The 23,929-nt window shown below is 72.1% G+C and carries 21 protein-coding genes and 1 tRNA gene; 16 read left to right on the top strand and 6 right to left on the bottom strand.

From position 1 onward, the window contains the following. Nucleotides 1–61: 61 nt before the first annotated feature. Entirely contained in the window at nt 62–826 is a 765-nt protein-coding gene (locus AB0C33_RS16530; protein ID WP_358288252.1) for a nuclease-related domain-containing protein, read from the top strand. Between the two features lie 6 nt (nt 827–832). Here the strand turns inward: AB0C33_RS16530 and AB0C33_RS16525 are convergent, their stop codons facing one another. Together AB0C33_RS16525 and AB0C33_RS16520 are read right to left on the bottom strand one after the other, a co-directional pair. Then, nucleotides 833–2,212 carry a VWA domain-containing protein gene (locus AB0C33_RS16525; protein ID WP_358288249.1) on the bottom strand — a complete coding sequence of 460 codons (1,380 nt, stop codon included), beginning with the start codon at nt 2,210–2,212 and terminating at the stop codon, nt 833–835. After that, complete coding sequence (locus tag AB0C33_RS16520; protein ID WP_358288247.1) at nt 2,205–3,044, bottom strand: MoxR family ATPase; 840 nt, start codon at nt 3,042–3,044, stop codon at nt 2,205–2,207. Before AB0C33_RS16520 ends, AB0C33_RS16525 begins: the two co-directional genes overlap by 8 nt. A 101-nt stretch (nt 3,045–3,145) precedes the next feature. Between AB0C33_RS16520 and AB0C33_RS16515 the strand changes: the two genes are divergently transcribed. From AB0C33_RS16515 to AB0C33_RS16480, 8 genes are all read left to right on the top strand, one after another. Continuing rightward, a tRNA-Lys gene (locus AB0C33_RS16515) sits at nt 3,146–3,219 on the top strand. Nucleotides 3,220–3,441: 222 nt separating this feature from the next. Then, complete coding sequence (locus AB0C33_RS16510; protein WP_358288244.1) at nt 3,442–4,581, top strand: aminotransferase class V-fold PLP-dependent enzyme; 1,140 nt, start codon at nt 3,442–3,444, stop codon at nt 4,579–4,581. Next, entirely contained in the window at nt 4,578–5,888 is a 1,311-nt protein-coding gene (locus tag AB0C33_RS16505; protein ID WP_358288242.1) for a sugar ABC transporter substrate-binding protein, read from the top strand. The genes AB0C33_RS16510 and AB0C33_RS16505 overlap by 4 nt, the downstream gene beginning before the upstream one ends. Next, nucleotides 5,885–6,754, top strand: a complete 870-nt coding sequence (locus tag AB0C33_RS16500; protein ID WP_358288240.1) for a sugar ABC transporter permease — start codon at nt 5,885–5,887, stop codon at nt 6,752–6,754. The genes AB0C33_RS16505 and AB0C33_RS16500 overlap by 4 nt, the downstream gene beginning before the upstream one ends. Further along, entirely contained in the window at nt 6,751–7,560 is an 810-nt protein-coding gene (locus AB0C33_RS16495) for a carbohydrate ABC transporter permease (RefSeq protein ID WP_358288237.1), read from the top strand. The genes AB0C33_RS16500 and AB0C33_RS16495 overlap by 4 nt, the downstream gene beginning before the upstream one ends. A gap of 2 nt (nt 7,561–7,562) precedes the next feature. After that, on the top strand, nt 7,563–9,206 hold the full coding sequence (locus AB0C33_RS16490; protein ID WP_358288234.1) for a glycoside hydrolase family 36 protein: 1,644 nt from the start codon (nt 7,563–7,565) through the stop codon (nt 9,204–9,206). After that, a complete protein-coding gene (locus AB0C33_RS16485; protein ID WP_358288231.1) occupies nt 9,207–10,223 on the top strand; it encodes a LacI family DNA-binding transcriptional regulator in 1,017 nt (338 codons plus the stop codon). Then, nucleotides 10,220–11,560 (top strand): hypothetical protein, encoded by a 1,341-nt coding sequence (locus AB0C33_RS16480; RefSeq protein ID WP_358288229.1) that lies wholly within the window; start codon nt 10,220–10,222, stop codon nt 11,558–11,560. The genes AB0C33_RS16485 and AB0C33_RS16480 overlap by 4 nt, the downstream gene beginning before the upstream one ends. Before the next feature lie 50 nt (nt 11,561–11,610). On the opposite strand, the gene AB0C33_RS16475 is transcribed toward AB0C33_RS16480, so the two are convergent. Both AB0C33_RS16475 and AB0C33_RS16470 read right to left on the bottom strand, forming a co-directional pair. Continuing rightward, the gene (locus AB0C33_RS16475) at nt 11,611–12,243 is read right to left on the bottom strand and encodes an L-threonylcarbamoyladenylate synthase (protein ID WP_358288226.1); all 633 of its coding nucleotides are present in this window, start codon (nt 12,241–12,243) and stop codon (nt 11,611–11,613) included. Between the two features lie 62 nt (nt 12,244–12,305). Beyond that, nucleotides 12,306–13,085, bottom strand: coding sequence for a hypothetical protein (locus AB0C33_RS16470; protein WP_358288224.1), 780 nt, complete (start codon nt 13,083–13,085; stop codon nt 12,306–12,308). 225 nt (nt 13,086–13,310) lie between these two features. Here AB0C33_RS16470 and AB0C33_RS16465 point away from each other — a divergent pair, with 225 nt between their 5' ends. The 5 genes from AB0C33_RS16465 to AB0C33_RS16445 all read left to right on the top strand — a co-directional run bounded on the left by AB0C33_RS16465 (nt 13,311) and on the right by AB0C33_RS16445 (nt 20,297). Beyond that, the gene (locus AB0C33_RS16465; RefSeq protein WP_358288221.1) at nt 13,311–13,937 is read left to right on the top strand and encodes a hypothetical protein; all 627 of its coding nucleotides are present in this window, start codon (nt 13,311–13,313) and stop codon (nt 13,935–13,937) included. A 91-nt stretch (nt 13,938–14,028) separates the two neighbouring features. Then, nucleotides 14,029–15,783 (top strand): ATP-binding protein, encoded by a 1,755-nt coding sequence (locus tag AB0C33_RS16460; protein WP_358288218.1) that lies wholly within the window; start codon nt 14,029–14,031, stop codon nt 15,781–15,783. 10 nt (nt 15,784–15,793) lie between these two features. Next, nucleotides 15,794–16,933, top strand: coding sequence for an exonuclease SbcCD subunit D (locus tag AB0C33_RS16455; RefSeq protein ID WP_352352034.1), 1,140 nt, complete (start codon nt 15,794–15,796; stop codon nt 16,931–16,933). Further along, the gene (locus tag AB0C33_RS16450) at nt 16,933–19,353 is read left to right on the top strand and encodes an SMC family ATPase (protein ID WP_358288215.1); all 2,421 of its coding nucleotides are present in this window, start codon (nt 16,933–16,935) and stop codon (nt 19,351–19,353) included. Before AB0C33_RS16455 ends, AB0C33_RS16450 begins: the two co-directional genes overlap by 1 nt. Next, the gene (locus tag AB0C33_RS16445) at nt 19,350–20,297 is read left to right on the top strand and encodes a hypothetical protein (protein WP_358288212.1); all 948 of its coding nucleotides are present in this window, start codon (nt 19,350–19,352) and stop codon (nt 20,295–20,297) included. The genes AB0C33_RS16450 and AB0C33_RS16445 overlap by 4 nt, the downstream gene beginning before the upstream one ends. A gap of 5 nt (nt 20,298–20,302) precedes the next feature. On the opposite strand, the gene AB0C33_RS16440 is transcribed toward AB0C33_RS16445, so the two are convergent. Beyond that, nucleotides 20,303–21,493 carry a HAMP domain-containing sensor histidine kinase gene (locus AB0C33_RS16440; RefSeq protein WP_358288209.1) on the bottom strand — a complete coding sequence of 397 codons (1,191 nt, stop codon included), beginning with the start codon at nt 21,491–21,493 and terminating at the stop codon, nt 20,303–20,305. Further along, the gene (locus tag AB0C33_RS16435) at nt 21,490–22,146 is read right to left on the bottom strand and encodes a response regulator transcription factor (protein WP_352352030.1); all 657 of its coding nucleotides are present in this window, start codon (nt 22,144–22,146) and stop codon (nt 21,490–21,492) included. The genes AB0C33_RS16440 and AB0C33_RS16435 overlap by 4 nt, the downstream gene beginning before the upstream one ends. A 135-nt stretch (nt 22,147–22,281) precedes the next feature. On the opposite strand from AB0C33_RS16435, the gene AB0C33_RS16430 reads away from it, so the two are divergent. Further along, nucleotides 22,282–22,797, top strand: a complete 516-nt coding sequence (locus AB0C33_RS16430; RefSeq protein WP_358288207.1) for a hypothetical protein — start codon at nt 22,282–22,284, stop codon at nt 22,795–22,797. Beyond that, nucleotides 22,797–23,927, top strand: a complete 1,131-nt coding sequence (locus AB0C33_RS16425) for a peptidoglycan-binding protein (RefSeq protein WP_358288204.1) — start codon at nt 22,797–22,799, stop codon at nt 23,925–23,927. Before AB0C33_RS16430 ends, AB0C33_RS16425 begins: the two co-directional genes overlap by 1 nt. Nucleotides 23,928–23,929 lie beyond the last annotated feature (2 nt).

Genomic DNA, 23,929 nt, shown 5'->3' with positions numbered 1-23,929 from the left:
CCGGCGAGGGATCTTCGGAGTGGCAGATCCTGAGGGTTTCTACTCATTCGGGGAGTTTGCCGTGCCCGGTGGCTCTATCTACGTGCAGCAGGACGAGAAGTACACAGGCTCATCCCCGCAGTGGTGGTACGAGAAGTTCTGGCGTGAGGACGCGCCCAACCGGCGCCGGTCCCGGTACGTCAAGGCGGGCGTGGGCGCGGTGGGCGGCATCCTGCTCGCGCTGCGGTTCGGCTCGGAGTACATGCTGTTCTGGGGGGCCGTCACCGCCGGTCTCGTGGCCGCCGTCGACTGGTACATCGACTGGCGCTCCTTCCGCGCGACGGCCGTCTGGCGCGGCGCCCGGCGCGGCGAGCTGATCACCGGCCGGCTGCTGCGCAGGCAGCTCGCCCGGCGCGGCTACCAGGTGCTCGACGGCCGCGCGATCCGCGACCAGGCCTCCATCGACCACCTCGTGATCGGCCCGACCGGCATCTGGGTCATCGACAACGAGTCCTGGAGCCCCGACACCGAGATCGGCTGCTACAACGGCAGGCTGTTCTTCAGCGAGAAGTACGGCACCAAGTGGGCCAAACCGCTGGTGGACACCGCTGAGGCCTTCGCCGAGCTGCTGACCCGCGAGACCGGGATCGAGGTCACGATCTCGCCCATGCTGGCCGTCCACTGCGGGCTGCTGCCGCGCGGCGGCGTCGTGGTCGGCGAGGGGCTCACGCTGCTCAAGCCGCGCCTGGTGGCCAGGCGCATCAAGGCGGTCGACGGCGTGGTGTTCACCGACGAGCAGGTCGAGCTGCTGGCCCGCACCGCGGCCAGGGAGCTGCAGAAGGTCTGACCGCCGTCAGGCCAGCGTCTCGATGAACGCGGTGAGCTGGGCGACGTTGCGGCACTCGTGCATCTCGACCACGGTGCCGTACTCGCTCGCGACCGAGTCGCCGGTGTCCCACTGCTGCCTGGGCTCGGGGTTGAGCCAGTAGGCGTGGCGGGCCCCGGACGTCAGGCGCCTGAGCACGTCGAGGGCCGGCGGCTGGTAGTTGGAGCGGGCGTCGCCGAGGATCAGCAGCGAGGTTCTCGGGCCGATGGCGTCGGAGTGGCGCTCGGCGAAGCCCTCCAGGGCGTGGCCGTAGTTCGTGCGTCCGAACCGTGACATGTCGGCCTCGTCCGCGAGCCGCGTCATGGCCTCCACGACGTCCGCGCCGGGCACGAAGAAGCGGGTGATCTCGTCCACCCGGTCCACGAACCCGAACGCCCGCACCTTCGTGAACTGCTCCCGCAGCGCGTACGTCAGCAGCAGCGTGAAATGGGCGAACGACGAGACCGAGTCGCTGGTGTCGCAGAGGATGACCAGCTCGGGCTTGTGCGGCCGGGGCGGTTTGAAGTGCGTGGTCAGCGGCACGCCGCCGCTCTGCAGCGAGGCCCGTACGGTGCGCCGGAAGTCCAGCCGCCCCCTGCGCCCCTTCCTGTGCTTGATCGTCAGCCGCGCGGCCAGCCGCCTGGCCAGCGGATGGACCTCCTTGCGCAGCCTGGCCAGGTCGGCCCTGGTGATGCGGAGGAAGTCGATCTGGTCGAGCGGCGGGCGCACGGCCGAGCGGGCGATGCGCTCGATCCCCGAGTCCTCGGCGATGCGCCGGCGCACGTCGGTGGCCACGGCCTCCTCGAACCGCCGGATGTTGCCGTTGACGCGCTGCCGCACGGTCTTCTCGGCCAGTCCGCCGCGTTCCTGCCCGGCCAGCACGTTCTGCAGGATGCGGGCCATCAGCGTCTCGGGCGACAGGGCGCGCAGGACGCTGTAGGAGAACCAGTTCTGACGGCCAGGACCGGTGGTCTGCTGGCGGCCGAACCGCTCGACCATGGCCTGGGCGAACTCCCGCAGCTCGGCGTCCGTGCTGCCGGTGAGCAGCTCCGCCAGGCGCTCGCGCAGCTCGTCCACCGGGGCCGTCCGCGGGTCCAGGCGGGCCTCGGCGGGGCGGGGGGCGTACATGCCGGTCGTGGACGACGGGAACCACAGGTCGAACAGCACGTCGAAGCCGGGACGGTAGGCCGGCTTCTTGACCAGCGTGGCCGCGTAGGCGGCGCGCAGCGACTCCCGCTCGCTCAGGTCGATCACCCGCAACGCGCGGGCCGCGTCGAGCCCCTCGGCGAGCGACACCGGCAGGCCCGCCTCGCGCAGCGCGTGCACGAAACCGACATGCCGGTCCACCAGCGATCCGCGCTCAGGCATCCGGCAGCCCCAGCTCCTTGATCGCCCGCGTCTGGTCGGAGGCGTGCTTGAGCACCACGCCCAGCGTCTCGGCCACCGTCGTCTCGTCCAGCTCCGCGCGGCCGAGGGCCAGCAGCGTGTTGGCCCAGTCGACGGTCTCGGCGACCGACGGCGCCTTCTTCAGCTCCAGCGCCCGCATGGTGGCGACCGTCCTGGCGAGCTGTTCGGCCAGGTCGGCGCGGATGGTCGGCACCTGCGCGAGCACGATGTCACGCTCCCGCTCCGGCGTCGGGTACTCGATGTGCAGGTAGAGGCAGCGCCGCTTGAGCGCCTCGGACAGCTCGCGGGTGGCGTTGGAGGTCAGCAGCACGAACGGCTTACGGGTGGCGGCGATCGTGCCCAGCTCGGGGATGGTGACCTGGAAGTCCGACAGCAGCTCCAGCAGCAGGCCCTCGACCTCGACGTCGGCCTTGTCGGTCTCGTCGATGAGCAGCACGGTGGGGGCGGCCGACCTGATCGCCTTCAGCAGCGGGCGTTCGAGCAGGAACTCCTCGGTGAAGATGTCGTCGTCGGCGCTGGTGGCCTGGATGCGGAGCAGCTGCTTCTTGTAGTTCCACTCGTACAGGGCGCGGGCCTCGTCGAGACCTTCGTAGCACTGGAGGCGGACCAGCTCCGAGCCCGTCGCCTGGGCCACGGCCTTGGCGAGCTGCGTCTTGCCCACGCCGGCGGGCCCCTCGACCAGCAGCGGCTTGCCCAGCGCGGCGGCGAGGAACACCGAGGTGGAGATGGCGTCGTCGGAGAGGTAGTCCACGGCGGCGAGCCGCGCCGTCACGTCGGCGGGCGAGTCGAACATCGATGCTCCCTGTCTGCAGGCCGAACTTTATTCTAGCGGCAGGAGCTCGACCCAGGTCGATTCGACCAACATGCGGATCACCGGTATATTCCTCTCTGCAAGCGCCGCTAGCTCAGTTGGTTAGAGCAGCTGACTCTTAATCAGCGGGTCCGGGGTTCGAGTCCCTGGCGGCGCACCGCACGAAAACCCCAGTTCAGTACGCTGAGCTGGGGTTTTCGCATTTTCCCGCGGCTCTGGCCGAAGGTGCGAGCCCCCTGCTTCCACGGGCCGTTATGCAATCTTTGCTTGCGGCCAGAAGGAAGCTGCGTAATATGAACGTTCATATCGCTGAGCCCCGTTATCCCCGGTCAGCCGCACACTCCCCACTTCGTCATGCCTGGATGAGCCGTCAGAGGATATGAACGTTCAAATTTTTGCGGAGCCACCCGGCTACCTCGACTTCGCCCGGCTGGGGCCGCTCTCCCGCGCGGTCGCGGCGGTCCTTGCCGAGTCGGCCCGCCGCCGCGTCGGCGACATGCCGCTGGCCTGGTTCGAGGAGCAGGCGGCGCGGACGCGCTCGGCCGCGGCGCGGCTGCTGCGGGCGGCCGAGCACGAAGTGGCGTTCCTCTCCTCCACCAGCCACGGGCTGTTCGCCGCCGCCGCCGCGCTGCCCGGAGAGGGCGTGGTGCTGGTGCCCCGGGGTGAGTTCCCCGCGAACGTCTACCCCTGGCTGCGGTTCGAGGGGCGCGGCGGGCTCCGGGTGCGGTGGATCGACGACGTGCGCCTCACCCCGCAGGTGCTGGCCGAGCACCTGGACGCGGCGGTGCGGGCTCTCGCGGTCAGCGCGGTCGACGCGCTCACCGGCTACCCCGCGCCGCTGGGCGCGCTGAAGGAGGTGCTCGGGCCGGGACGCGTGCTGGTCGTGGACGCGATCCAGGGGCTGGGCGCCGTGCCGCTGGAGGTGGAGGCCGCCGACGTGCTGGTCTGCGGCGGGCAGAAGTGGCTGCGCGCCGGATGGGGGGCGGCTCTCTTCCTGGCCCGCGACCGCGTCGCCGGGCTGATGGCGCCAGGGCTCGGCGGGTGGTCGGGGGTCGAGGGCCCGCTGACGGGCCCCGCGCCCCGGCCGCCGCTCGCGGGAGCGGCCGCGCACACGATGACCAATCCCGACTGTTCCGGCGTCGCCGCCCTGGGCGTCGCGATCGAGCTGGTCCTGGAGGCCGGCGTCGCGGAGATCGGCCGCAGGACGGCCGACCGGCTGGGTGAGCTGCTCGACACGGCCCGCGCCGCCGGGGCACGGGTGCTGCTGGACGCGCCCGCCGGCGCCGGCGGACCGGCGCCGCCCGGCGCCGGCCGTGGCGCCGCGGAGTGGAGCGGGATCGGGTCCTTCACGATGCCCGGCCGGGATCCGGCGGCCGTCCATGCCGCGCTGGCCGCCGCCGGGCTCACCACGACTCTGCGGGGCGAGTGGATCCGTCTCTCGCCCCACGCCACCACCTCGGGCGAGGCCGTACAGCGTCTGGCCGCCGCCCTGCACCCCCCGAGAAAGGAATCGTCATGAACCGACCTGCCGTCATGGTCGTCGCCGCGACTCTCGCCCTGGCCGTCACCGCCTGCGGCGGCGGGGGCGGGAGCGACCAGAGGTCCACCGGTCCCGTGAAGATCACGGTCTGGAGCTGGAAGCCCGCCTCCGACGGCCTGGCCTCGGTGGCCAAGGACTTCGAGCAGGCGAACCCCGGCATCAAGGTCGACGTCCAGGTGGTCGGGAACCCCGCGATCTGGGAGAAGATCACGGTGGGGATGGCCGCGGGCGGCAAGGGCCTGGGGGACGTCCTGCACATCGGCATCGACTACCTGCCCGGATACATGGAGAAGTTCCCCGGCGGGCTGGCGGACCTGAGCGCGCTGGGCGCCGACAAGTACAAGGACGCCTTCGCCAAGGGCCTGTGGCCGACGGTCACCGGCAAGGACGGCAAGGCGTACGCGATGCCGTGGGAGGTCAACCCGGTCGGGTTCTTCTACCGTTCGGACCTGTTCGACAAGGCGGGCATCGACTCCGCGGCGATCAGGACCTGGGACGACGCCATCGAGGCGGGCAAGAAGCTCAAGGAGAAGACGGGCGCCTACCTGATCGGCCTGAACAAGCCGGCGGCCGGCAGCGTGGACATGGACCTCTTCCAGTCGCTGCTGCAGCAGCAGGGCGCCTTCTACTTCGACCGTCAGGGCGCGGTCACGCTCTCCTCGGCGCCCGCCGTGCAGGCGATGACCCTGATCAAGAAGATGAACGACGCCGGGATCGTCGCCGACACCTCCGGCGAGGGGACGCGGAAGAAGCTGATCAGCGAGGACAAGGTGGCGGTGCTGCCGTGGGCGGCCTGGGCGGTCGGCTACATCCCCGAGATGTGGCCGGAGCAGAAGGGGCTCTGGCGCGTCATGCAGCCGCCGGCCGTCGTGCCGGGCGGCAAGCGCACCGCGATCGTCAACTCCACGTACCTGTCGGTCTCCGGAACCAGCCCGCACAAGGCGGAGGCGTTCAAGTTCCTTGAGTACGCGCTGACCAGGCCCGAGGTCATCAACAAGGTGTTCAAGGACGGCGGGGTCTTCCCCGCGCTGAACGCCGCCTACGCCGACCCGCGGTTCACCGCCAAGACGGACTACTACGGCGGGCAGCCCGCGCTCAAGACCTTCGTGGACTCGCTGGGCGAGGGCGCGGACGCCACCTACTACTCCGGCGACTACGCCCGCGCGCTGAAGATCGCCAGTGACGCGCAGACCCAGGTCCTGCTGAAGGGCGCCGACCCGGCCGCCGCGCTGAGCCAGGCGGCCCAGCAGCTGTCCCAGCAGTCCGGCAGGAAGCTCGCGGGATGACCGCCCGCCTGCTCACCAGGAGAAACGTTCCGTACTTCCTGGTGCTGCCCGCGCTGCTCGGCTTCGTCTGCTTCAAGGGCTATCCGATCCTGGCGGCGGCCTACATCAGCCTGACGACCGGCGCCGGGGCGGCGCGCTCGTTCGCCGGGCTGGACAACTACGTCAGGCTGGTGAACGACCCGCTGTTCTGGACGTCGTTGTGGAACACCGCGCTGATCCTCGTCGTCCAGGTCCCGATCATGCTGATCCTCGCGCTGCTGCTGGCGCTGGGCCTCAACTCCAAGCTCGTACGGCTGCGCGCCCTGTGGCGGCTCGGCGTCTTCATGCCCTCGCTGACCGGCCTGGTCGCCTACGGCGTGATGTTCTCGGTGATCCTGAGCAAGGACTCCGGCCTGCTCAACTGGCTGCTCGGCCTCTTCGGCGTCAGCCCGATCGACTGGCTGGGCAGCCCCTTCTGGGCGCGAATCGCCATCGTCATCGCGCTGACCTGGCACTACTGCGGCTACAACGCGGTGATCTACCTGGCCGGGCTGCAGAGCATCGCGAAGGAGCTGTACGAGGCGGCGATGGTCGACGGCGCGGGAGCGGTCCGCCGCTTCTGGTCGATCACCGTCCCGCAACTGCGGCCGATCCTGCTGCTGACGATCGTGCTGTCGGCGATCGGCACGCTGCAACTGTTCGACGAGCCGTTCGTGCTCACCGGCGGCGGCCCGGACAACTCCACCCTGACGATCTCCCTCTACTTGTACCAGAACGGCTTCCGCTACTTCGACTTCGGTTACGCCTCGGCGATCGCCTACGCGCTCACGCTGATCGTGGCCGGCTTCGGGCTGGTGCAGCTCAAGCTCACCGGAGGCAGGAAATGAAGGGCTGGCTGCTGACCTTCGCGCTCGCCGCGTGCTTCGCCCTGTGCGTCGGCCCGTTCTACTGGCTGACCATGGCGGCCACGCACGCCAACGCCGACATCTTCGGCGCCACGCCCACGTTCTCGCCGGGCGACCAGCTCGGAGCGAACACCGCGAAGCTGGAGGAGTCCATCGGCCTGCTCCGCGTGCTGGGGAACACGCTGCTCGTGGCGACCGTCCAGACGTCGATCGCGCTGGTCGTGGCGTTGCTGGCGGGCTACGCGTTCGCCAAGTTCGAGTTCCGCGGCAGGAACGCCTTCTTCGTCCTGCTGCTGTCGACGCTGGTGATCCCGGGCGGCGTCACCATCATCCCGATCTTCGAGATGATGAACGACCTCGGGCTGATCGACACCTTCCCGGCGCTCATCCTGCCGAACCTGACCGTTCCGTTCGGGATCTTCCTCATCCGGCAGTCGCTGCAGGCCGTACCCGACGAGTTGCTCGACGCGGCGCGCGTGGACGGGGCGGGGGAGCTCCGGGTGCTGTGGCGGGTGGTGGTGCCGGTCATGCGGCCCGCGCTCGCGGCGTTGGCGGTCTTCCTGTTCCTCGGCGCGTGGAACGACTTCCTGTGGCCGCTGATCGCGCTCCGCACGCCCGAGATGTTCACCCTGCCGGTCGCGCTGGCCACCCTCCAGGGGCTGGCCAGGACCGACTTCGGCCAGGTCATGGTGGGCACCGCGATCTCCGCGCTGCCCATGATGATCCTCTTTCTCATCCTTCAGAAACAGTTCATCTCCGGCCTGCTGGCCGGGGCCACGAAAGGTTGACCATGCAGATCTGGGAGCCGCACGCCCTCGGGGAGACGACCGTCGTCCGCGCGGGCGAGGTCGAGGTGGCGATAGCCGGTACGGAGGCGATCACGGTCACCCCGGTCGCGCCGGACGTCTGGCTGATCGACGCCCCCGAAGGGAAGGCGGCGCAGTGGAGACTGCCGTGCGTCGACGCCGCGGCCTTCTGGACGCCGGGCTCGGGCGCCCGCTGGATCCCGCCGATCTGGAGCTCTCCGACGGCGGCCGGGCTGGTCTCCGGCGCGCCCGTCGTCAGCCTCGTCGGCACGGCGGGGGCCAACCTGTGCACGGTGGCCCTGGCCTCGGTGACCGGCAGCTTCACCGGCGGCGTCATCGAGGAGACCGGCGAGTTCGTCTTCACCGTGCAGGGCGAGGGGCTGCGGATCCGGCTGGACCTGTCGGACCGGCAGTTCTCCGCGGCGCTGACCGAGGTCGCCGGATGGTGGCAGGAGGGCCGCGACCTGCCGCCCACGCCGCGTCAGGCCAGGCTGCCCGTGTACTCGACCTGGTACAGCATGCACCAGGAGGTCTCGCGCGAGTCGGTGGAGCTCCAGGCCCGTCTGGCGAAGGAGCTGGGCTGCGCCACGATGATCGTGGACGACGGGTGGCAGACGGCCGACCGGTCGCGGGGGTACGCCTTCTGCGGCGACTGGGAGCCCAACATCCCCGACATCCGGCAGCACATCCAGCGGGTCCAGAGCGACGGCATGGCCTACCTGCTGTGGTACGCGCTGCCGTTCGTGGGCAAGCACAACGCCGCGTTCGAGCGTTTCGAGGGGAAGTTCCTGCGCTACCTCGACCACATGGACGCGGCCGTCCTCGACCCGCGTCACCCCGAGGTGCGCGCGTTCCTCGTCGACAAGCTGGCGCGAGCGGTGGAGGAGTGGGGCGCGGACGGCCTCAAGATCGACTTCGTCGACCGGTTCGGCACCGACGAAGGGGTGGACGAGCTGCTGCGCGAGCTCGACGTCAGGCTCCGGGCGGCGAAGCCGGACGTGCTGATCGAGCACCGCCAGCCGTACACGAGCCCGGGTCTGTGGCCGTACGCGAACATGGTCAGGGCGGTGGACTGCCCGCTCAGCCCGCAGGAGAACCGGCAGCGGACGATCGACCTGCGGCTGACCGCCGGACCTCAGGCCGTGCACTCGGACATGATCCTCTGGCATCCGGACGAGTCCGCCGAGCAGGTCGCGGTCCACCTGATCAACGTGCTCTTCTCGGTGCCGCAGATCTCCGTGGACCTGGCGGCCCAGCGGCCCGACCAGCTCGCCGCCATCCGGTTCTGGCTGGGCGTCTTCCGCCGCCACCTCGCCACGCTGCAGCTCGGCGTGCTGGAACCGCACGGGGTCGAGCACGGATACCCGCTGGTGCGGGCCTACAGTGAGGAGAGCGAGGTCGTGGCCCGGTACGCTGCCCTGCCTGTGGACGTGCCGGAGATCGCGGAGCTGCTCGTGGCCAACGCCGCCCCCGACACCCGCGTCGTCCTGTACGGGCGGGGTGTCGCGACGGCCGAGGTCCGCGACTGCGGCGGGCGGCTCGTGAGCGAGAGCGAGCTGCGCTTCACCTCCGGCGCGAGCGTGGTCGAGGTACCCGTGGGGGGCCTGCTGACGGTGAGGAGAGACTGAGTGGCGGCACGCCGTGGGATCACCATCGAGGACGTCGCCCGCGCGGCGGGCGTGTCCCGCCAGACGATCTCCAACGCGCTCAACGCCCCCCAGCGGCTCAAGCCGGAGACGCTGGAACGGGTGACCCGGCTGATCGAGGAGCTCGGCTACCGGCCCGACCAGTCGGCGCGCAGCCTCAAGTCGGGCACCAGGCGCATAATCGCCTACCCGACGCCGGTGGACGACCCCGCCAACCCCAACCCGCTGATGGGCGGGTTCCTGGAGGCCGTGGTGGCCTCGGCCGGTGAGGTCGGCTACCGGATCCTGCTGCTGCGGCCGCGTCCGGGCCAGAGCCAGGAGCAGGCACTGGACGAGGTGATCGCGGCCCGCACCGTGGACGCCTTCCTGCTGTCGGACGTGATGCGTGACGACCCCAGAGTCGCGCACCTGACCGCGGCGGGATTCCCGTTCGCCGCGTTCGGCAGGACGATGCCGGACCAGCCGCAGTCATGGGTGGACGTCGACAGCGTTCAGGCGGTCATCGAGCTGGTCGGGCTGCTGGCCGCCAGGGGGCATCGGCGCGTGGCCTTCCTGGCCTCCGTCGGCGCGCAACCGTGGATGGAGGACCGCAGAGAGGGCTTCCGCGCCGGCGTCCGCAGGCACGGCCTGGTGGGACAGGAGTTCTCCGCGCCGGGCGACGGCCCCGCTGAGCTCGTCACGGTCACCCGTGAGCTGCTGCGCGGCCGCAACCGCCCGACGGCCGTCGTGGCCGCCGGTGACTGGCTCGCGCTCGGCGTCTACGCCGCGGCCAGGGAGGAGGGCATCGAGATCGGCGCCGACCTCGCTCTGGCCGCCTTCGACGACCTTCCCCTCACCGCGTTCCTCCATCCCGCCCTGACCACGGTACGGCTGCCGCTCCAGCGCATCGCGCGGGCGCTGATCGGCCGGCTGATCCAGACGGTGGAGGACGGCGCGACCCCTCAGGCGGGGCTGCTGCTGCCCGGGGAGCTGGTGATCCGTCCCAGCATCGGCCCATGATGCGCATCGGCTCGGCCAGCTCCGAGCTGGTCGCGATGTTCGAGTGGGCCGGGGCGAGGGCGCTGCGCCTGCGGCACGAGGGCGGCACGTGGGGCCCCGTCGACGTCGACGAGCACCGGCCCGCGGGGACGGGACAGAGCCGCTACCTGCCCTCCTACTGGGCGGGTTACGCACACCGCAGCGGCTTCTACGCCCGCGACTTCGCCCACCAGATCGTCGGCGCGCACCTGCTCGGCATGGCCGAGGCCAACCTCACCATGCTGCGCTGCTTCGCCGCCTCGGCCACCCCCGAGCACGGCTTCCACCCGGTGTGGGCGTTCAACTTCGACGGCTCCTACCTGTCCATCGACTACCGCGGCCCCGACTCCTTCGTCCGCGAGCTGCCCGCGGTGTACGAGCTGGTGGAGAAGGCCGCGGCCGCCTACCGCTGGACCTGGGACCGCGCCTATGTCGAGGATCCCGTGCTGTGGTCCTACTACCGCAACGCGGTGACGGAGATCGTGCCGCGTGCCACCGGAAGGGGGATCTTCCAGGGCGTGGCCAGCTACAACGAGCTGGCCGGCGAGCACCTGGCGGAGGCGGGGGACTCCGTCGGCTCCCGGTACCAGGCATACCTGGCGATGAGCGCCCTGAGCCGGGCCCGCGGCCTGGACGGCGAGGACTTCGCCTGCCGGGCCGCCGAGCTGAGGCGACACTTCAACGAGGTCTGGAGCGTCGGCGAGAACCCCGCGGACCTGGTGCGCGGCTACACCGTGGACGGCGCCCCCGTCACCGGATGGGGCTGCGAGAACAGCTGGTTCATGCCGCTCAAGGACCTCATCGAGCCGGGTCCGCGCAACGAGGCCTACCTCGACTTCATCGACGCCCAAGCCGCCGGCCCCGGGCGTCCCCGCAACATCGAGGCCTACACGTACCTGCCCGACACCTTCTTCCGCCACGACAGGAACGCGGCCGCCTGGCGCTGGATGCGGCACGTCTTCGACCGGCGTGCGGAACCGCACGTCGCGGGCGGGCTCAACGGCGACTACCCGGAGGTGTCCTTCACTCTCGTCAGCCAGGTCGTCGAGGGCCTGCTCGGCGTCACACCCGACGTGAACGCCGTGACCACGCTGTCCCACCTGCCCGACGACATCGCCTGGGCCGAGGTCTCGGGCATCCCCTTGGGCGACGGCACGATCACCGTCCGGCACGACGGCAGGACCGCCACCACGCTCACCAACACCTCCGGCGACACCGCCTACCGCTGGGAGGCCCGCTTCCCGGATGCCCCCGCCGTGGTCACGCAGGTCGCGCCGGGACAGAGCGCCCTGGTCACCGCTCCCGGCCGTCCAGGGTGAGAGCGGGCTCGGCCGGCCTCCCGAAGGGGTGGCCGGCCGGCCGGGCGGGCCTATTCGAAGAGGGACGGGTCTCCGGTGCCGCGCCGAAGGATCTCGGGCTCATCCTGTGAGAGGTCCACGACGGTCGTCGGCGTGGCGCCGCATTCCCCCGAATCGATGACGGCGTCCACCATGTGGTCGAGGCTCTCCTTGATCTCCCAGCCCTGCGTCGAGGGCTCGGTCTCGCCGGGCAGGATCAGCGTGCTCGACACCAGCGGTTCGCCGAGCTCGGCCAGCAGCGCCTGGGTGACGACGTGATCGGGGATCCGGACGCCGACGGTCTTCTTCCGGGGATGCAGCAACCGTCGCGGCACCTCCTTGGTCGCCGGCAGGATGAACGTGTACCCGCCCGGAGTCGCCGCCTTGACCAGCCGGAACACCGCGTTGCTCACATGAACGAACTGACCGAACTGCGCGAAGTCCTTGCAGACCAGGGTGAAGTGATGATCGCTGCCGAGGTGCCGGATCTCTCTGATCCGGTCGAGGCCGTCCTTGTTGCCCAGCCGGCACCCCAGCGCGTAGCACGAGTCCGTCGGGTACGCGATCAGCCCGTCGGCATGCAGGGACTCGACCACCTGGCCGATCAGGCGAGGCTGGGGATTGTCAGGGTGCAGGTCGAAGTACTTGGCCACGCATCGGATCATAGGAGCACGTACCTCCACGCATGACACGTGGCCCGTACGGACGAGTGCCGGGCGCGGATCGGCTACGGGCGGGACGGGCGGCGGAGGCGTAAGCCGGTGAGGGCGGCGGCGAGGACCAGCGAGCCGGCCAGCACCAGCGCCCGCCCGTCGGGGCCCGCCTCGCCCCCGCCGCCCGTGTTCGCGCCGCCCGTCGGCGTGGCGGTGGGCGTGTCCTCGGCGGTCTCGTCCGGGGGCGCGGCCTCCGTGTCCGAGGTGTCCGAGGTGTCCGAGGTGTCCGAGGTGTCTGAGGTGTCCGGGGTGCTCGGGGCGTCCGGGCTCTGGGCGGTGCCCGCGGTGACGGTCAGGGGGTACGACGCCGGCGCGTCCTTGTCCTGGAGTTCGCATTCGATCAGGCGCCGCTGCGGGGTCGGCCCGAAGTTCACCGACGCGGGCCGGACCGTGCCCGTTCCCGGATCCCGGGGCGTGGTCCGCAGCTCGACCGTCTCCCGGGGGAGGGGGATGACCGCCCCCGGGACGATCAGGCCGGGGCTGCCGACGCCCGTCGCCGAGGTCAGCCGGTCGATCCCGCTGACGGCGGCGTAGGCGTAGAGGTTGACCTCGCCGTCCAGGCCGGCGGCGGGGGCGCGGAGCTCGGCGCCCTCGACGTACGAGCCGCGCCAGCCGATGGTCATCTGCCGGCCCACGGAGGCGGTGGCGGGCACGGTGAGCTTGATGTCCATCTTGACGATCTGCGTCTCGTTCGTACCGGTGGTCTTGCACGTGTACGCCGCCACCGTGCCGCTCTCGGGCGCGGGCGTGGCGAACAGCAGGACGGCCAAGGGCAGGATCAGAGGCAGACGCACGACGTTTTCCCTTTGCGACGGATGTGACACAGAAGGGACGGCGGACGGATGCGACAGGTTGACCGGACCGTCCACATCCGGACAACACGTGCTGTGCGGAGCCGGTTCTGTCGGACCCGGGTGGTATCCATGGCTCCCATCAAGATGATCACGCTGGACGGCGGAGGCCCCGGGCTCTCGTGGAGAACGCGCAACTGAAGGTAATCGGTCTGCAACAATTCGTGCATGGCGATGTTGCGGTCAGTCAATGGCCTGCCCCACCACGGGTGCGGCGAGCTCGGGCGGGTGGCTCACGGCGCGCTGACCGGCCCCTCGGAGTCGGCCGGATGGCCGAGGCTGTTCCTCGGCTACAACACCCTCCCCGACCCGCCGTTCCCACTGGTCGGCTACCTGCAGTACGAGCTGGCTCCGCCGGCGGGCGAGCTCGACCTGCCCGCGTTGCTGCGCACGATGGCCGAGTCGATGCGGGCCCAGCCCGTGCCGCCCGAGACGGCCTTCGACGAGTCGCGGCGGCGGGTGGCGACGGCGATGCGGGTCGACGCGATGGTGGTCGTCGCCCCCGCGCCTGCCCTCGCGCCCGCGGAGGGCCAGGCCGCGTGGAGACCTCCGGCGCACCGGGAGGGGCCGCGCAGGCCCGCCGTGGCGCACCGGGACGGCGCGTGGGAGCCGGCCGCGGCCCTGGCGGTCGACCGGGCGGGCGCGCGGGTGCTGCTGGTGGCCGGGCGGAGCGCCGAGGGCGGCCGCCTCGGGCCGAGGCAGTCGGCGCAGCAGGCCGATCCCGCGCTGGCCGGCCTGCTGGGCGACGTTCTCGACGCCCAGTTCGCCTGGACCAAGGCGGCCTTCGCGCTCTGACGCGGCGCGGCGAAGGCGGCAATGAGCCGGACGCATCCCCGGCCCCCGACTACTCTCCTTTGGAAGGGCATGTCTGGTGGTGGAGGGATTCGTGACGGTCAACGGGGCTGCGAGCCGCGAGGCGTCTCCTGCGGCGATGGCGGCCGGTGAGGCGGTCGGCCGGGTCCTGGGCACCCAGGCCGCCTCGCCGCTGTCGTTCTGGGTCGGCCTGGAGCCCGGCAAGGTGCTCCAGCTCGACGACGTCGTGGTCACCAGGCGCGACGTGCCCGGCCACGGCCCGGTGCTGGTCGCCGGCGTGGTGACCACGGTCGAGGCCAGGCACGAGGGCGCCGCCTACGACTCCGACGTGTTCCTCATCGCCGAGGGCGCGCTGCCCGCCGCCGTGGTCGAGGTGGCCGAGGTGCGGGTGACCAGGGTCGAGCCCGAGGTGTTCGTGCCGCCGCTGCCGGGCGCCAAGGTCTTCCTGGCCGGGGCCGGCGACCGCGACCAGGCGCTCTACTTCGACGTGATGGACCGCCGGGTGCCCATGGGCATGGGCCGCGACGGCCTGCCGCTCTACGTCAACTTCGACTTCCTCGACGGCACCCGCGGCGCGCACGTGTCGATCTCCGGCGTCTCCGGCGTGGCCACCAAGACGTCCTTCGCCACGTTCCTGCTCTACTCGATCTTCAACTCGGGCGTGCTCGACGCCGAGTCGGCCAACACCAAGGCGCTGATCTTCTCCGTCAAGGGCGAGGACCTGCTCTTCCTCGACCACGACAACGTGCGCCTCGACGAGCAGGCGCGGGCCGCGTACGCCCGGCTCGGGCTGCCCGCCCAGCCGTTCGGCAGCGTGCACGTGTTCGCGCCGCCGCGGCCCGGCGACCCCAACGGCGTGCCGCACGTGTCCGCCCGCACCCAGGGCGTCAGCTCGTTCTACTGGACGCTGGTCGAGCTGTGCGAGGAGGAGCTGCTGCGGTTCGTCTTCGCCGACGCCGACGACGAGCGCGCCGGCTACTCCCTGCTGGTGGGCCAGGTGGCGGCACGGCTGAAGTCCTGGGCCGAGCCGGTCGGCGACGGCGGCGCGGTCATGATCAGGGGCACCGCCTGCCGCACCTTCGGCGACCTGGTCGAGCTGCTGTCCGACCAGTTGCAGGACGAGGCCACCCGCATCGAGTGGACCGGCGCCCAGACCCCGCTCGGCACGGTCAACGCCTTCCTGCGCAGGCTGCGCAGCGCGGTCAAGCCGCTGTCCCCGATCGTCCGCGGCGACCTGCCGTTCTTCCGGGCCCACTCGGTGCGCACGTCCGACGCCCAGGTCACCATCGTCGACCTGCACAACCTGCCCGAACGCGCCCAGCGGTTCGTGGTGGGCGTGGTGCTGCGCGGCGAGTTCCACCGCAAGGAGACCTCGGGCACGGCCAAGCCGCTGCTGTTCGTGGTGCTCGACGAGCTGAACAAGTACGCGCCGCGCGAGGGCGACTCGCCGATCAAGGAGATCCTGCTCGACGTGGCCGAGCGCGGCCGGTCGCTCGGCGTGATCCTCATCGGCGCCCAGCAGACCGCCTCCGAGGTCGAGCGCCGCATCGTCTCCAACAGCGCCGTGCGCGTCGCCGGCCGCCTCGACCCGGCCGAGGCCGCCCGCTCCGAGTACGGCTGGCTGCCCCCGGCCGTCAGGGAACGCGCCACGATCGCCAAACCGGGCACCATGTTCGTCGCCCAGCCGGAGATCCCGGTGCCGCTGGCCGTCGCCTTCCCGTTCCCCGCCTGGGCGACCCGGCCGGCCGAGGCGGCGTCGAAGGCCAGCCCGTCGGCCGATCCGTTCCAGGGGTTGCCGGGCGTCGAAGACGACATTCCGCCGTTCTGAAGGGAGCTCGGTGAAATTCCTGCACACCGCGGACTGGCACGTGGGCAAGGTGCTCAAGGGCCGCTCCCGCATGGACGAGCACCGGGCCGTGCTGCGCGAGCTGGTCGCGGCGGCCCGCACCCACGACGTCGACGCGGTCGTGGTGGCCGGCGACCTGTTCGACACCTCGGCGCCGACGCCGGAGGCCCAGTCGCTGGTGCTCAACGCGCTCATGGCGCTGCGCGGCGACGGCCGTGACGTGGTGGTGCTGGCCGGCAACCACGACAACCCGCAGCTCTTCGAGGTCTACCGGCCGGTGCTCGGCAAGCTCGGCATGCACGTGGTGGGCGTCTTCCGCCGCCCCGACGCGGGCGGCACGCTGGCCTTCACCGCGCGCTCGGGGGAGCCGGTGCGGCTGGGCGTGCTGCCGTTCCTGTCCCACCGCTATGTCGTACGCGCCGCGGAGGTGCTCACCGGCACCACCGCCGACCACAACCGCGACTACGCCACCCGCATCTCCGAGCTGGTCGGCGCGCTGACCGCGGGCTTCCAGAGCGACACCGTCAACCTGATCACCACGCACGGCACCCTGCCGGGCGGCGCGTTCGGCGGTGGCGAGCGCGAGGCCCAGTCGATCTTCTCCTACTACTTCGAGTCCAACGCCTTCCCGGTCTCCACCCAGTACGCCGCGCTCGGCCACCTGCACCGCAGGCAGCAGATCCCCGGCCCGTGCCCGATCTGGTACAGCGGCTCGCCGCTGGCCGTCGACTTCGGCGAGGAGGGCAACACGCCGGGCGCGCTGCTGGTGGAGGTCACGCCGGGGCGGCCCGCGGTGGTCCGGGAGCTGACGTTCGCCTCGGCGCGCCGGCTGCGCACGGTGCGCGGCACGCTGGAGCAGCTGGAGGGCCTGGAGGCGGGCGACGACTGGCTCAAGGTGATCGTGGAGGAGAAGCCCCGCGTCGGCCTGTCCGACCAGGTGCGCGACCTGCTGCCCGGCTCGGTCGACGTCGTCCTCGACGAGCGGTTCCGGCCGGTGCCCGCGGTGCGCCGGGCGGGGTCGGCCGCGCGCAGCCCGCGCGAGCTGTTCCGCGAGTACCTGACCGCGACCGGCCGCCACGACGACCAGGTCGCCGCCCTGTTCGACCGGCTCTACGACGAGGTGACCGGCTGATGCGTCCCCTGCTGCTGCACCTCGACCACTTCGGCAGTTTCCGCGAGCCGGCCACCGTCGACTTCTCCGACACCGAGTACTTCGCCCTGGTCGGCCCGACCGGCGCCGGCAAGAGCACGATCATCGACGCCATCTGCTTCGCCCTGTACGGCACCGTCCCGCGCTGGGGCAAGGAGAACGTCATCGCCCACGCCCTTGCGCCGTCGGCGAGCTCGGGCAAGGTGGCGCTGGTGTTCGAGAGCGACCGGCGGCGCTACGGCGTGGTGCGCTCGCTGGTCCGCGACGCCAAGGGGACCGTCCGCACCAAAGAGGCCAGGATCGACGAGCTCGACCCGGCGGCGCCGCTCGACGCGGCGTACGAGATGGTGCTGAAGCCGCTGGCCGAGGGCGAGAACGTCACGCCCGAGGTGCAGCGGGTGACCGGCCTGGAGTACAAGTTCTTCACCCAGTGCGTGGTGCTGCCGCAGGGCCGGTTCGCCGAGTTCCTGCACGCCGCGCCGCGCGAGCGCCAGGACCTGCTGGTGCAGCTCCTCGACGCCGACGTCTACGAGCTGATCAGGCAGCGGGCCGCCCGCGACGAGGAGGCCGCGCGCAACGCCGCCGCCTTCGCCCGCGACCAGCTCGCCAAGCTGGCCGGCGCGTCCGACGAGGCCGAACGCGAGCTGGCCGACCGGCTGGCCGCGCTGCGGCGGCTGGCCGGCACCATCGACACCGACCTCGACCTGCTGCGCTCCCGCGAGGCCGACATCGGGCGGGCCGAGCAGGAACGCGCGTCCGTGGCCGAGCGGCAGTCGGCGCTGGCCGCGCTGCGCATGCCGCCCGCGGTGCCGACGCTGGCCTCGGCCCGCCGCGAGGCCGCCGACGCGGTCGCCGCGCTGGAGACCGAGGCGGCCTCCGTGGAGGCCGACGAGCACGAGGCGTTCGAGGCGCTGGCCGCGCTGGGCGACCGCGCCGAGCCGGTGGCCGCGCTGGCCGCCCTCGACGCCCGCGAGCGCCTCACCGCCCAGGCCGCCGACGCCCGCAGGGCGGCGGCCGAGGCCGCCACGGCGCTGGAACGCCTCACCCCCGCGGTCGCCGACGCCGAACGCGCCCTGACCGCCGCCGAGCACGAGCGCGAACGGCTGCGCGACGCCCACACCGCGGCCGGTCTGAGCCACCGGCTGGCCGTGGGGGAGCCGTGCCCGCTCTGCCTGCGCCCGCTCACCGAGCTGCCCCACCACGACCGGCCCGCCGATCTCGGCGCCGCCGACCGCGCCCTGGCGGCCGCCCGCGACCACGCGACCCGTGGCCGGGCGGCCCTGGCCAAGGCCGAGACGTCGGCGTCCATGCTGGCCACGCAGTCCGGCAGGCTCGACGCCGAGCTGGCCGCGCTGCCCGCCCCCGGCGACCGCAACGAGATCGAAGGCCGCCTGGCCGCCATCGCCAAGGCCGAGGCCCTGGCCACCGAGGCCCGTACGGCCATGCGCAACACGCGCAAGAAGCTCGAACGCGCCCGTACCGCCGCCGAACAGGTCGAACGGCAGGCCGAGAGCGCCTGGCAGACCCTCTCGGCCACCCGCGACCGGCTGCTCGTGCTCGCGCCCTCCGGCGAGGCCCCGCCGCCGCTCACCCGCGACGACCTCCACCGCGCCTGGACCGAGCTGCTCGGCTGGCGCGACCGGGCCGCCGAGGCCGCCCGCGCCGCCCTGACCGAGCGGGAGCAGGAGCTAGCCCAGGCCACCGCCCGGCTCGCCGCCGAACGCCACCGGCTGACCGAACGCCTGGCCGAGCACGGCGTCACCGTCCCGCGCAACGCCACCCCCGACCAGCTCGGCGCGGCCGTCGCCGGAGCGGTCGCGCGGGCCGACGGCGCCCTCGAACGGGTCCGCGAGGAACGCAGGCGCGCCGCCGAGCTGGAGACCGCCGTCGCGGAGAAGGATCACGAGGCCAAGGTCGCCCACGAGCTGGCGCTGCGCCTGCGGGCCAACGCCTTCGAGCGGTGGTTGTGCGCCGAGGCGCTGGCCGTGCTGGTCGCCGCGGCGTCCGAGACGCTGATGGAGCTGTCCGACGGCCAGTACGAGCTGGCGCTCGGCGAACGCACCGGCGACATCGAGGTCATCGACCACGGCGAGGCCGGCCTGCGGCGCAGCGCCCGTACGCTGTCCGGCGGCGAGACCTTCCAGGCCGCGCTGTCCCTGGCCCTGGCGCTGTCGGGGGCCGTCGCCAGAGGGCTCGACTCGATCTTCCTGGACGAGGGCTTCGGCACCCTCGACCCGGCCACCCTCGACACCGTCGCGACCACCCTCGAACGCCTGGCCGCCGGTCAGGAGCGCATGATCGGCGTCGTCACCCACGTCCCGGCGCTGGCCGACCGGGTGCCGGCGCGCTTCGAGGTGCTGCGCGACGCGAAGGGCTCGCACGTGCGCAAGGTGGGGCCGTGAACCCGGGCTTCACCGTCGACCCCTGGGACCCGGGGTACGCCGCCGCGATCGCCGTCGAGGCCCTGTCCGAGCTGGGCGCCACCAGCGCCGAGCTGGTCCTCGACATCGAGCGGCCGGCCGCCGACTGGAAGCCGGTCACGCCGGGCCCCGGCGCCGCCGCCCCCGAGACGTTGCTGGTCGCCGACGGGGTGCGCCGGATCGACGCCCGCGTGTGGGTGCACGATCCCGACCTGCCGATGCCCGTCCCCGGGATCGCCGCCTCCTACGCCGCCGGGATCGTCCGCTGCGGGCGCGAGGGCGCCGAGCTGGCCGCGATCGAGGTCAACAGGACGCTGATCTCGGCCTCGCCGTACGCGCCCGAGGTCAAGACCGCGCACGCCTCCTACCTGCCGAACAAGGCCGCCGACTCCAGCTTCGAGGAGCTGTCGCTCGCCCTGCAACGCCAGGTCACCCAGCTGGAGGTGGACCTCGCGGTCCGCCACCGGTCGCTGGGCGACGACCTGCTGCTGGTGGACGGCCCGCTGCGGGGGCGCACCCACCTGCCCCGGACGGTCGGCTACATCAAGACGCACCACGCGGCGTACCTGCCGCAGCCGCAGTCGGCCGTGGTGGCCGCGCTCACACCGGGGCAGCGCACGCCGGTGTTCCTCATGGGCACGAGCTGGCGCCGGCACGCCTGGTACCTGCGGCTGCCGGTCCAGTCGACGGCGCCGTGGGCGGGGATCGCCCGCTGCGAGGCCAGCGCCGAGCTCGACCCCGCGCAGGTCGTCGAGCTGGCCGACGCCGTCACGCTGGCCCTGCCGGCGCTGGCCGGCGTCGACTACAAGGACCCGCGCGCCCCGCAGAACCTGGTCCCGATCGGCGGCCTGGAGAAGCTGCTCCGCCACCACCTGGGCGACCCGCGCCTGCTCTACCGCTCACTGCGCACGGCCGCCCACCAGTAGCCGGGTCAGCCGGCCGGGAGGGTGGCGGTGACGACCAGGCCGCCGCCCTCGCGCGGGCGGGCCGTCACGTCGCCGCCGTGCGCGACGGCCACCGAGCGCACGATCGACAGCCCGAGCCCCGCGCTCATCCCGGTGACCACCCGTTCGGCGCCGTGCCGGTGGAACGGCTTGAACAGCAGCGGCACGTCGTACGGCGGCACGCTCGGCCCGCTGTTGGTCACCTCCACCTCGGCCAGGCCGCCGGGCGCCGTCCGGCTCACCACCCGGACCCATCCGCCGCCGTCGCCGAGGTTGTGCCGGATGCCGTTCTCGACCAGGTTGTGCACCAGTCGTTCGAGCAGCAGCGCGTCGCCCGCGGTCGGCGCGGGCCCGGCTTCCTCCTTCACGACGACGTTCGCCTCCGCGGCGGCGCGGGCGGTCTGGGCGACCACGTGCGAGACGATGTCGGCGAGGTCCACCGGGGAGCGGTCGGCGATCTCCTGGTCGGAGCGGGCCAGCAGCAGCAGGCCGGAGATGAGCCGCTCGTGGCGGGCGTTGATCTGCAGCAGGCTCTCGCCCAGCTCCTTGACGTCGTCGGAGGCGGTACGCCGGTGCATCGCCAGCTCCACCAGGGCCCGGTTGAGCGTCAGGGGCGTGCGCAGCTCGTGGGAGGCGTTCGCGACGAACCTGCGCTGGCCGTCGAAGGAGTGGTCGAGCCGCTCTACCATCGTGTCGAACGTGTCGGCCAGCGTCTTGACCTCGTCCGGGGGGCCGCCGAGCGCGATGCGCTCGTGCAGGCCGCGTTCGGCCATGGGGGCGGCGGCGATCCTGCGCGCGGCCTCGGTCACCAGGTGCAGCGGGGCCAGCACGCGTCCGGCCACCACCCAGCCGAGCCCGATGGCGGTCCCGCACACCACGACGAGCGCGATCGCGCCCTGGGTGAGCAGCGAGGTCACGGCGGCCTCCCGCACCCCTTCCTCCTGCTGCCGCATCCAGTTGACGGCGGCGGGGCCGACCAGCTCGACGCCGTCCTGCTTGAGGAAGATCACGTTCTTGCGGATGCCGTCACTGGTCACGAACCGGTTCTCGAAGGACTGCGCGAGCTGCTGGTTGAACAGCAGGTACGTGACGCCCAGCAGGGCCAGCCCCGCCACCAGGAACAGGGCGCCGTACACGAGGGTGAGGCGCAGCCTGAGGGTGGGGTGGGGCAGTCTCATGCGATCCGGTACCCCACTCCCGGCACCGTCTCCACCACCGGCGGGTCGGCCAGCTTGCGGCGCAGCTTGAGTATCGTCAGCCGCACCGCGCCGGTGAACGGGTCGGCGTGCTCGTCCCACGCCTTCTCCAGCAGGTGCTCGGCCGAGACGACCGTGCCCTGCGCCCGCATCAGCTCGGCCAGGACGGCGAACTCCTTCTTCGACAGCGGCACGAACCGCCCGTTCCTGAACACCTCCCTGCGCCCCGGGTCGAGCGTGATCCCGGCCCGGCGCAGCACCGGGGGAGTGGCCGGCCGTGAGCGCCGTCCCAGTGCCAGGACGCGCGCCGCCAGCTCGGGGAAGGCGAACGGCTTGGACAGGTAGTCGTCGGCGCCGATGGACAGCCCGCTGACCCGGTCGTCGAGCTGGGCGGCGGCCGTGAGCATCAGCACCCGCGCGTCGGACTCGGAGGCGACGAGCTCCCTGCACACGTCGTCGCCGTGCACGCGCGGCAGGTCGCGGTCCAGGACGACCACGTCGTAGTCGTTGACCGCGATCCGCTCCAGCGCCGCCGCGCCGTCGTGCGCGAGGTCGACCGCGTGGGTCTCGTCGCGCAGCCATTCGGCGATCGCGCCGGCGAGCACGCGCTCGTCCTCCACCACCAGCACCCGCATTCCGTACCTCCGGCTCGATTCTTGCGCGGGTGGTATTTGATCCGGATAAGCCGGAGATGGAAACGCTGGAGAAACACGTCCGCGTATTGCATCTCCCCTCGTAAGGCCACCGGCCTTCGATGGAGGAGGACATTCATGCGAGGACGATCCCTCATGGCGCTGGCCGCGGCCGCGCTGTTCCTGACGGCGTGCGGTGCCCAGGAAGGCGGATCGGACGTGGCGTCGGTGACCGGCACCGGCGCCAAGCCGACGGCCGGCGCCCCGGCCACCGCCGACCGCAACGCGCAGGCCGTGAAGTACACCACCTGCCTGCGTGAACAGGGCCTGGACATCGCCGACCCCGGCCCGGACGGCCGGATCCAGATGAAGTTCGACAAGGGCTCCGGCGGCCCGGAGAAGGTCCAGAAGGCGATGGACGCCTGCAAGGCGCTCCAGCCCGCGGGCATGAACCTGGGCAAGGGCGGCGACCCCAAGCAGGCCGAGAACATGCGCAAGCAGGCGCAGTGCATGCGGGACAACGGCGTGGAGGCGTTCCCCGACCCTGAGGGCGGCATGATGCGCATCACGCCCGAGGTCGGCGAGGACCCCGACTTCAAGGCCGCGCAGGAGAAGTGCCGGATGAACATCGGCGGGGGACAGGGGGGCTCTTGATGGACACGGCCACCATCGACGGAAAGGCCGAGCCGGACGCCCCTTCCCCCCGCGCCCGCCGCCGCCGCGGCGGGCGGGCGGTCCTCGCTCTCGTCGGGGTGGCCGCCGTCGCGGGGGCGGCGGTCCTGGCGGTCAATCCAGGCGGGGTGCTGGACGGCGGCGCCGCCCCGTCCGCGTCGGCCGGCGCGCTGCCGCCGGCCACCACCCCGGTCACCCGCCAGACGCTGAACGACACCAGGGACGCCGACGGCGAGCTCGGCTACGGCCCGGTCACCACGGCCATGGCCAGGAAGGCCGGCACCGTCACCTGGCTCCCGGACAGCGGCGACCTGATCACCCGCGGCCGGTCCCTGTACCGCCTGGACAACAAGCCGGTCATGCTCCTGTACGGCACCACCCCCGCCTACCGCGACCTGCGGATCGGCAGCGAGGGCAAGGACGTCGAGAACCTGGAGCGCAACCTGCGCAAGCTCGGCTACGACGGCTTCACCGTGGACGACGAGTACACCTACGACACCGCCCAGGCGGTGCGGGAGTGGCAGGAGGACCGCGGCCTCGACGAGACCGGCGTGGTGGAGCTGGGACGGGTCGTCTTCGCCCCCGGCAAGGTCCGGGTGGAGAGCCTGGAGGCCGAGCAGGGCCAGCCCACCGGCCCCGGCCAGAAGATCCTCACCTACACGGGCACGAAGAAGGTCGTCACCGCCGAACTGGCCGCCGAGGACCAGCGGATGGCCAGGAAGGGCACCAAGGTCTCGGTCACCATGCCGGACGGCAAGGACGTGACCGGCCGGATCACCGAGGTGGCCACGATCATCGACCCCGGTGACGGGCAGAACGCCGACCCGGAGACCCGCCTGGAGGTGCAGGTCTCGCTGGGGAACGCCAAGGCCGCCAAGGGGCTGGACCGGGCGGCGGTGAAGGTGACGTTCACCGCCGACCGGCGGAAGGGCGTGCTGACCGTGCCGGTGTCGGCGCTGGTCGCGTTGCGGGAGGGCGGGTTCGGGGTGGAGGCGGTGGAGGGCGGCAGGTCGCGGTACGTCGCCGTGCGGACCGGGTTGTTCGCCGGTGGCCGCGTCGAGATCTCCGGCGACGGGCTCACCGACGGCATGACAGTGGGAATCCCGAAATGACC

It is taken from the genome of Nonomuraea sp. NPDC048881 (assembly GCF_040649795.1).
Taxonomy (GTDB): Bacteria; Actinomycetota; Actinomycetes; order Streptosporangiales; family Streptosporangiaceae; genus Nonomuraea.
Note: the sequence above shows the minus strand (reverse complement) of the source record. Positions and strands in the feature narration are given on the sequence as shown.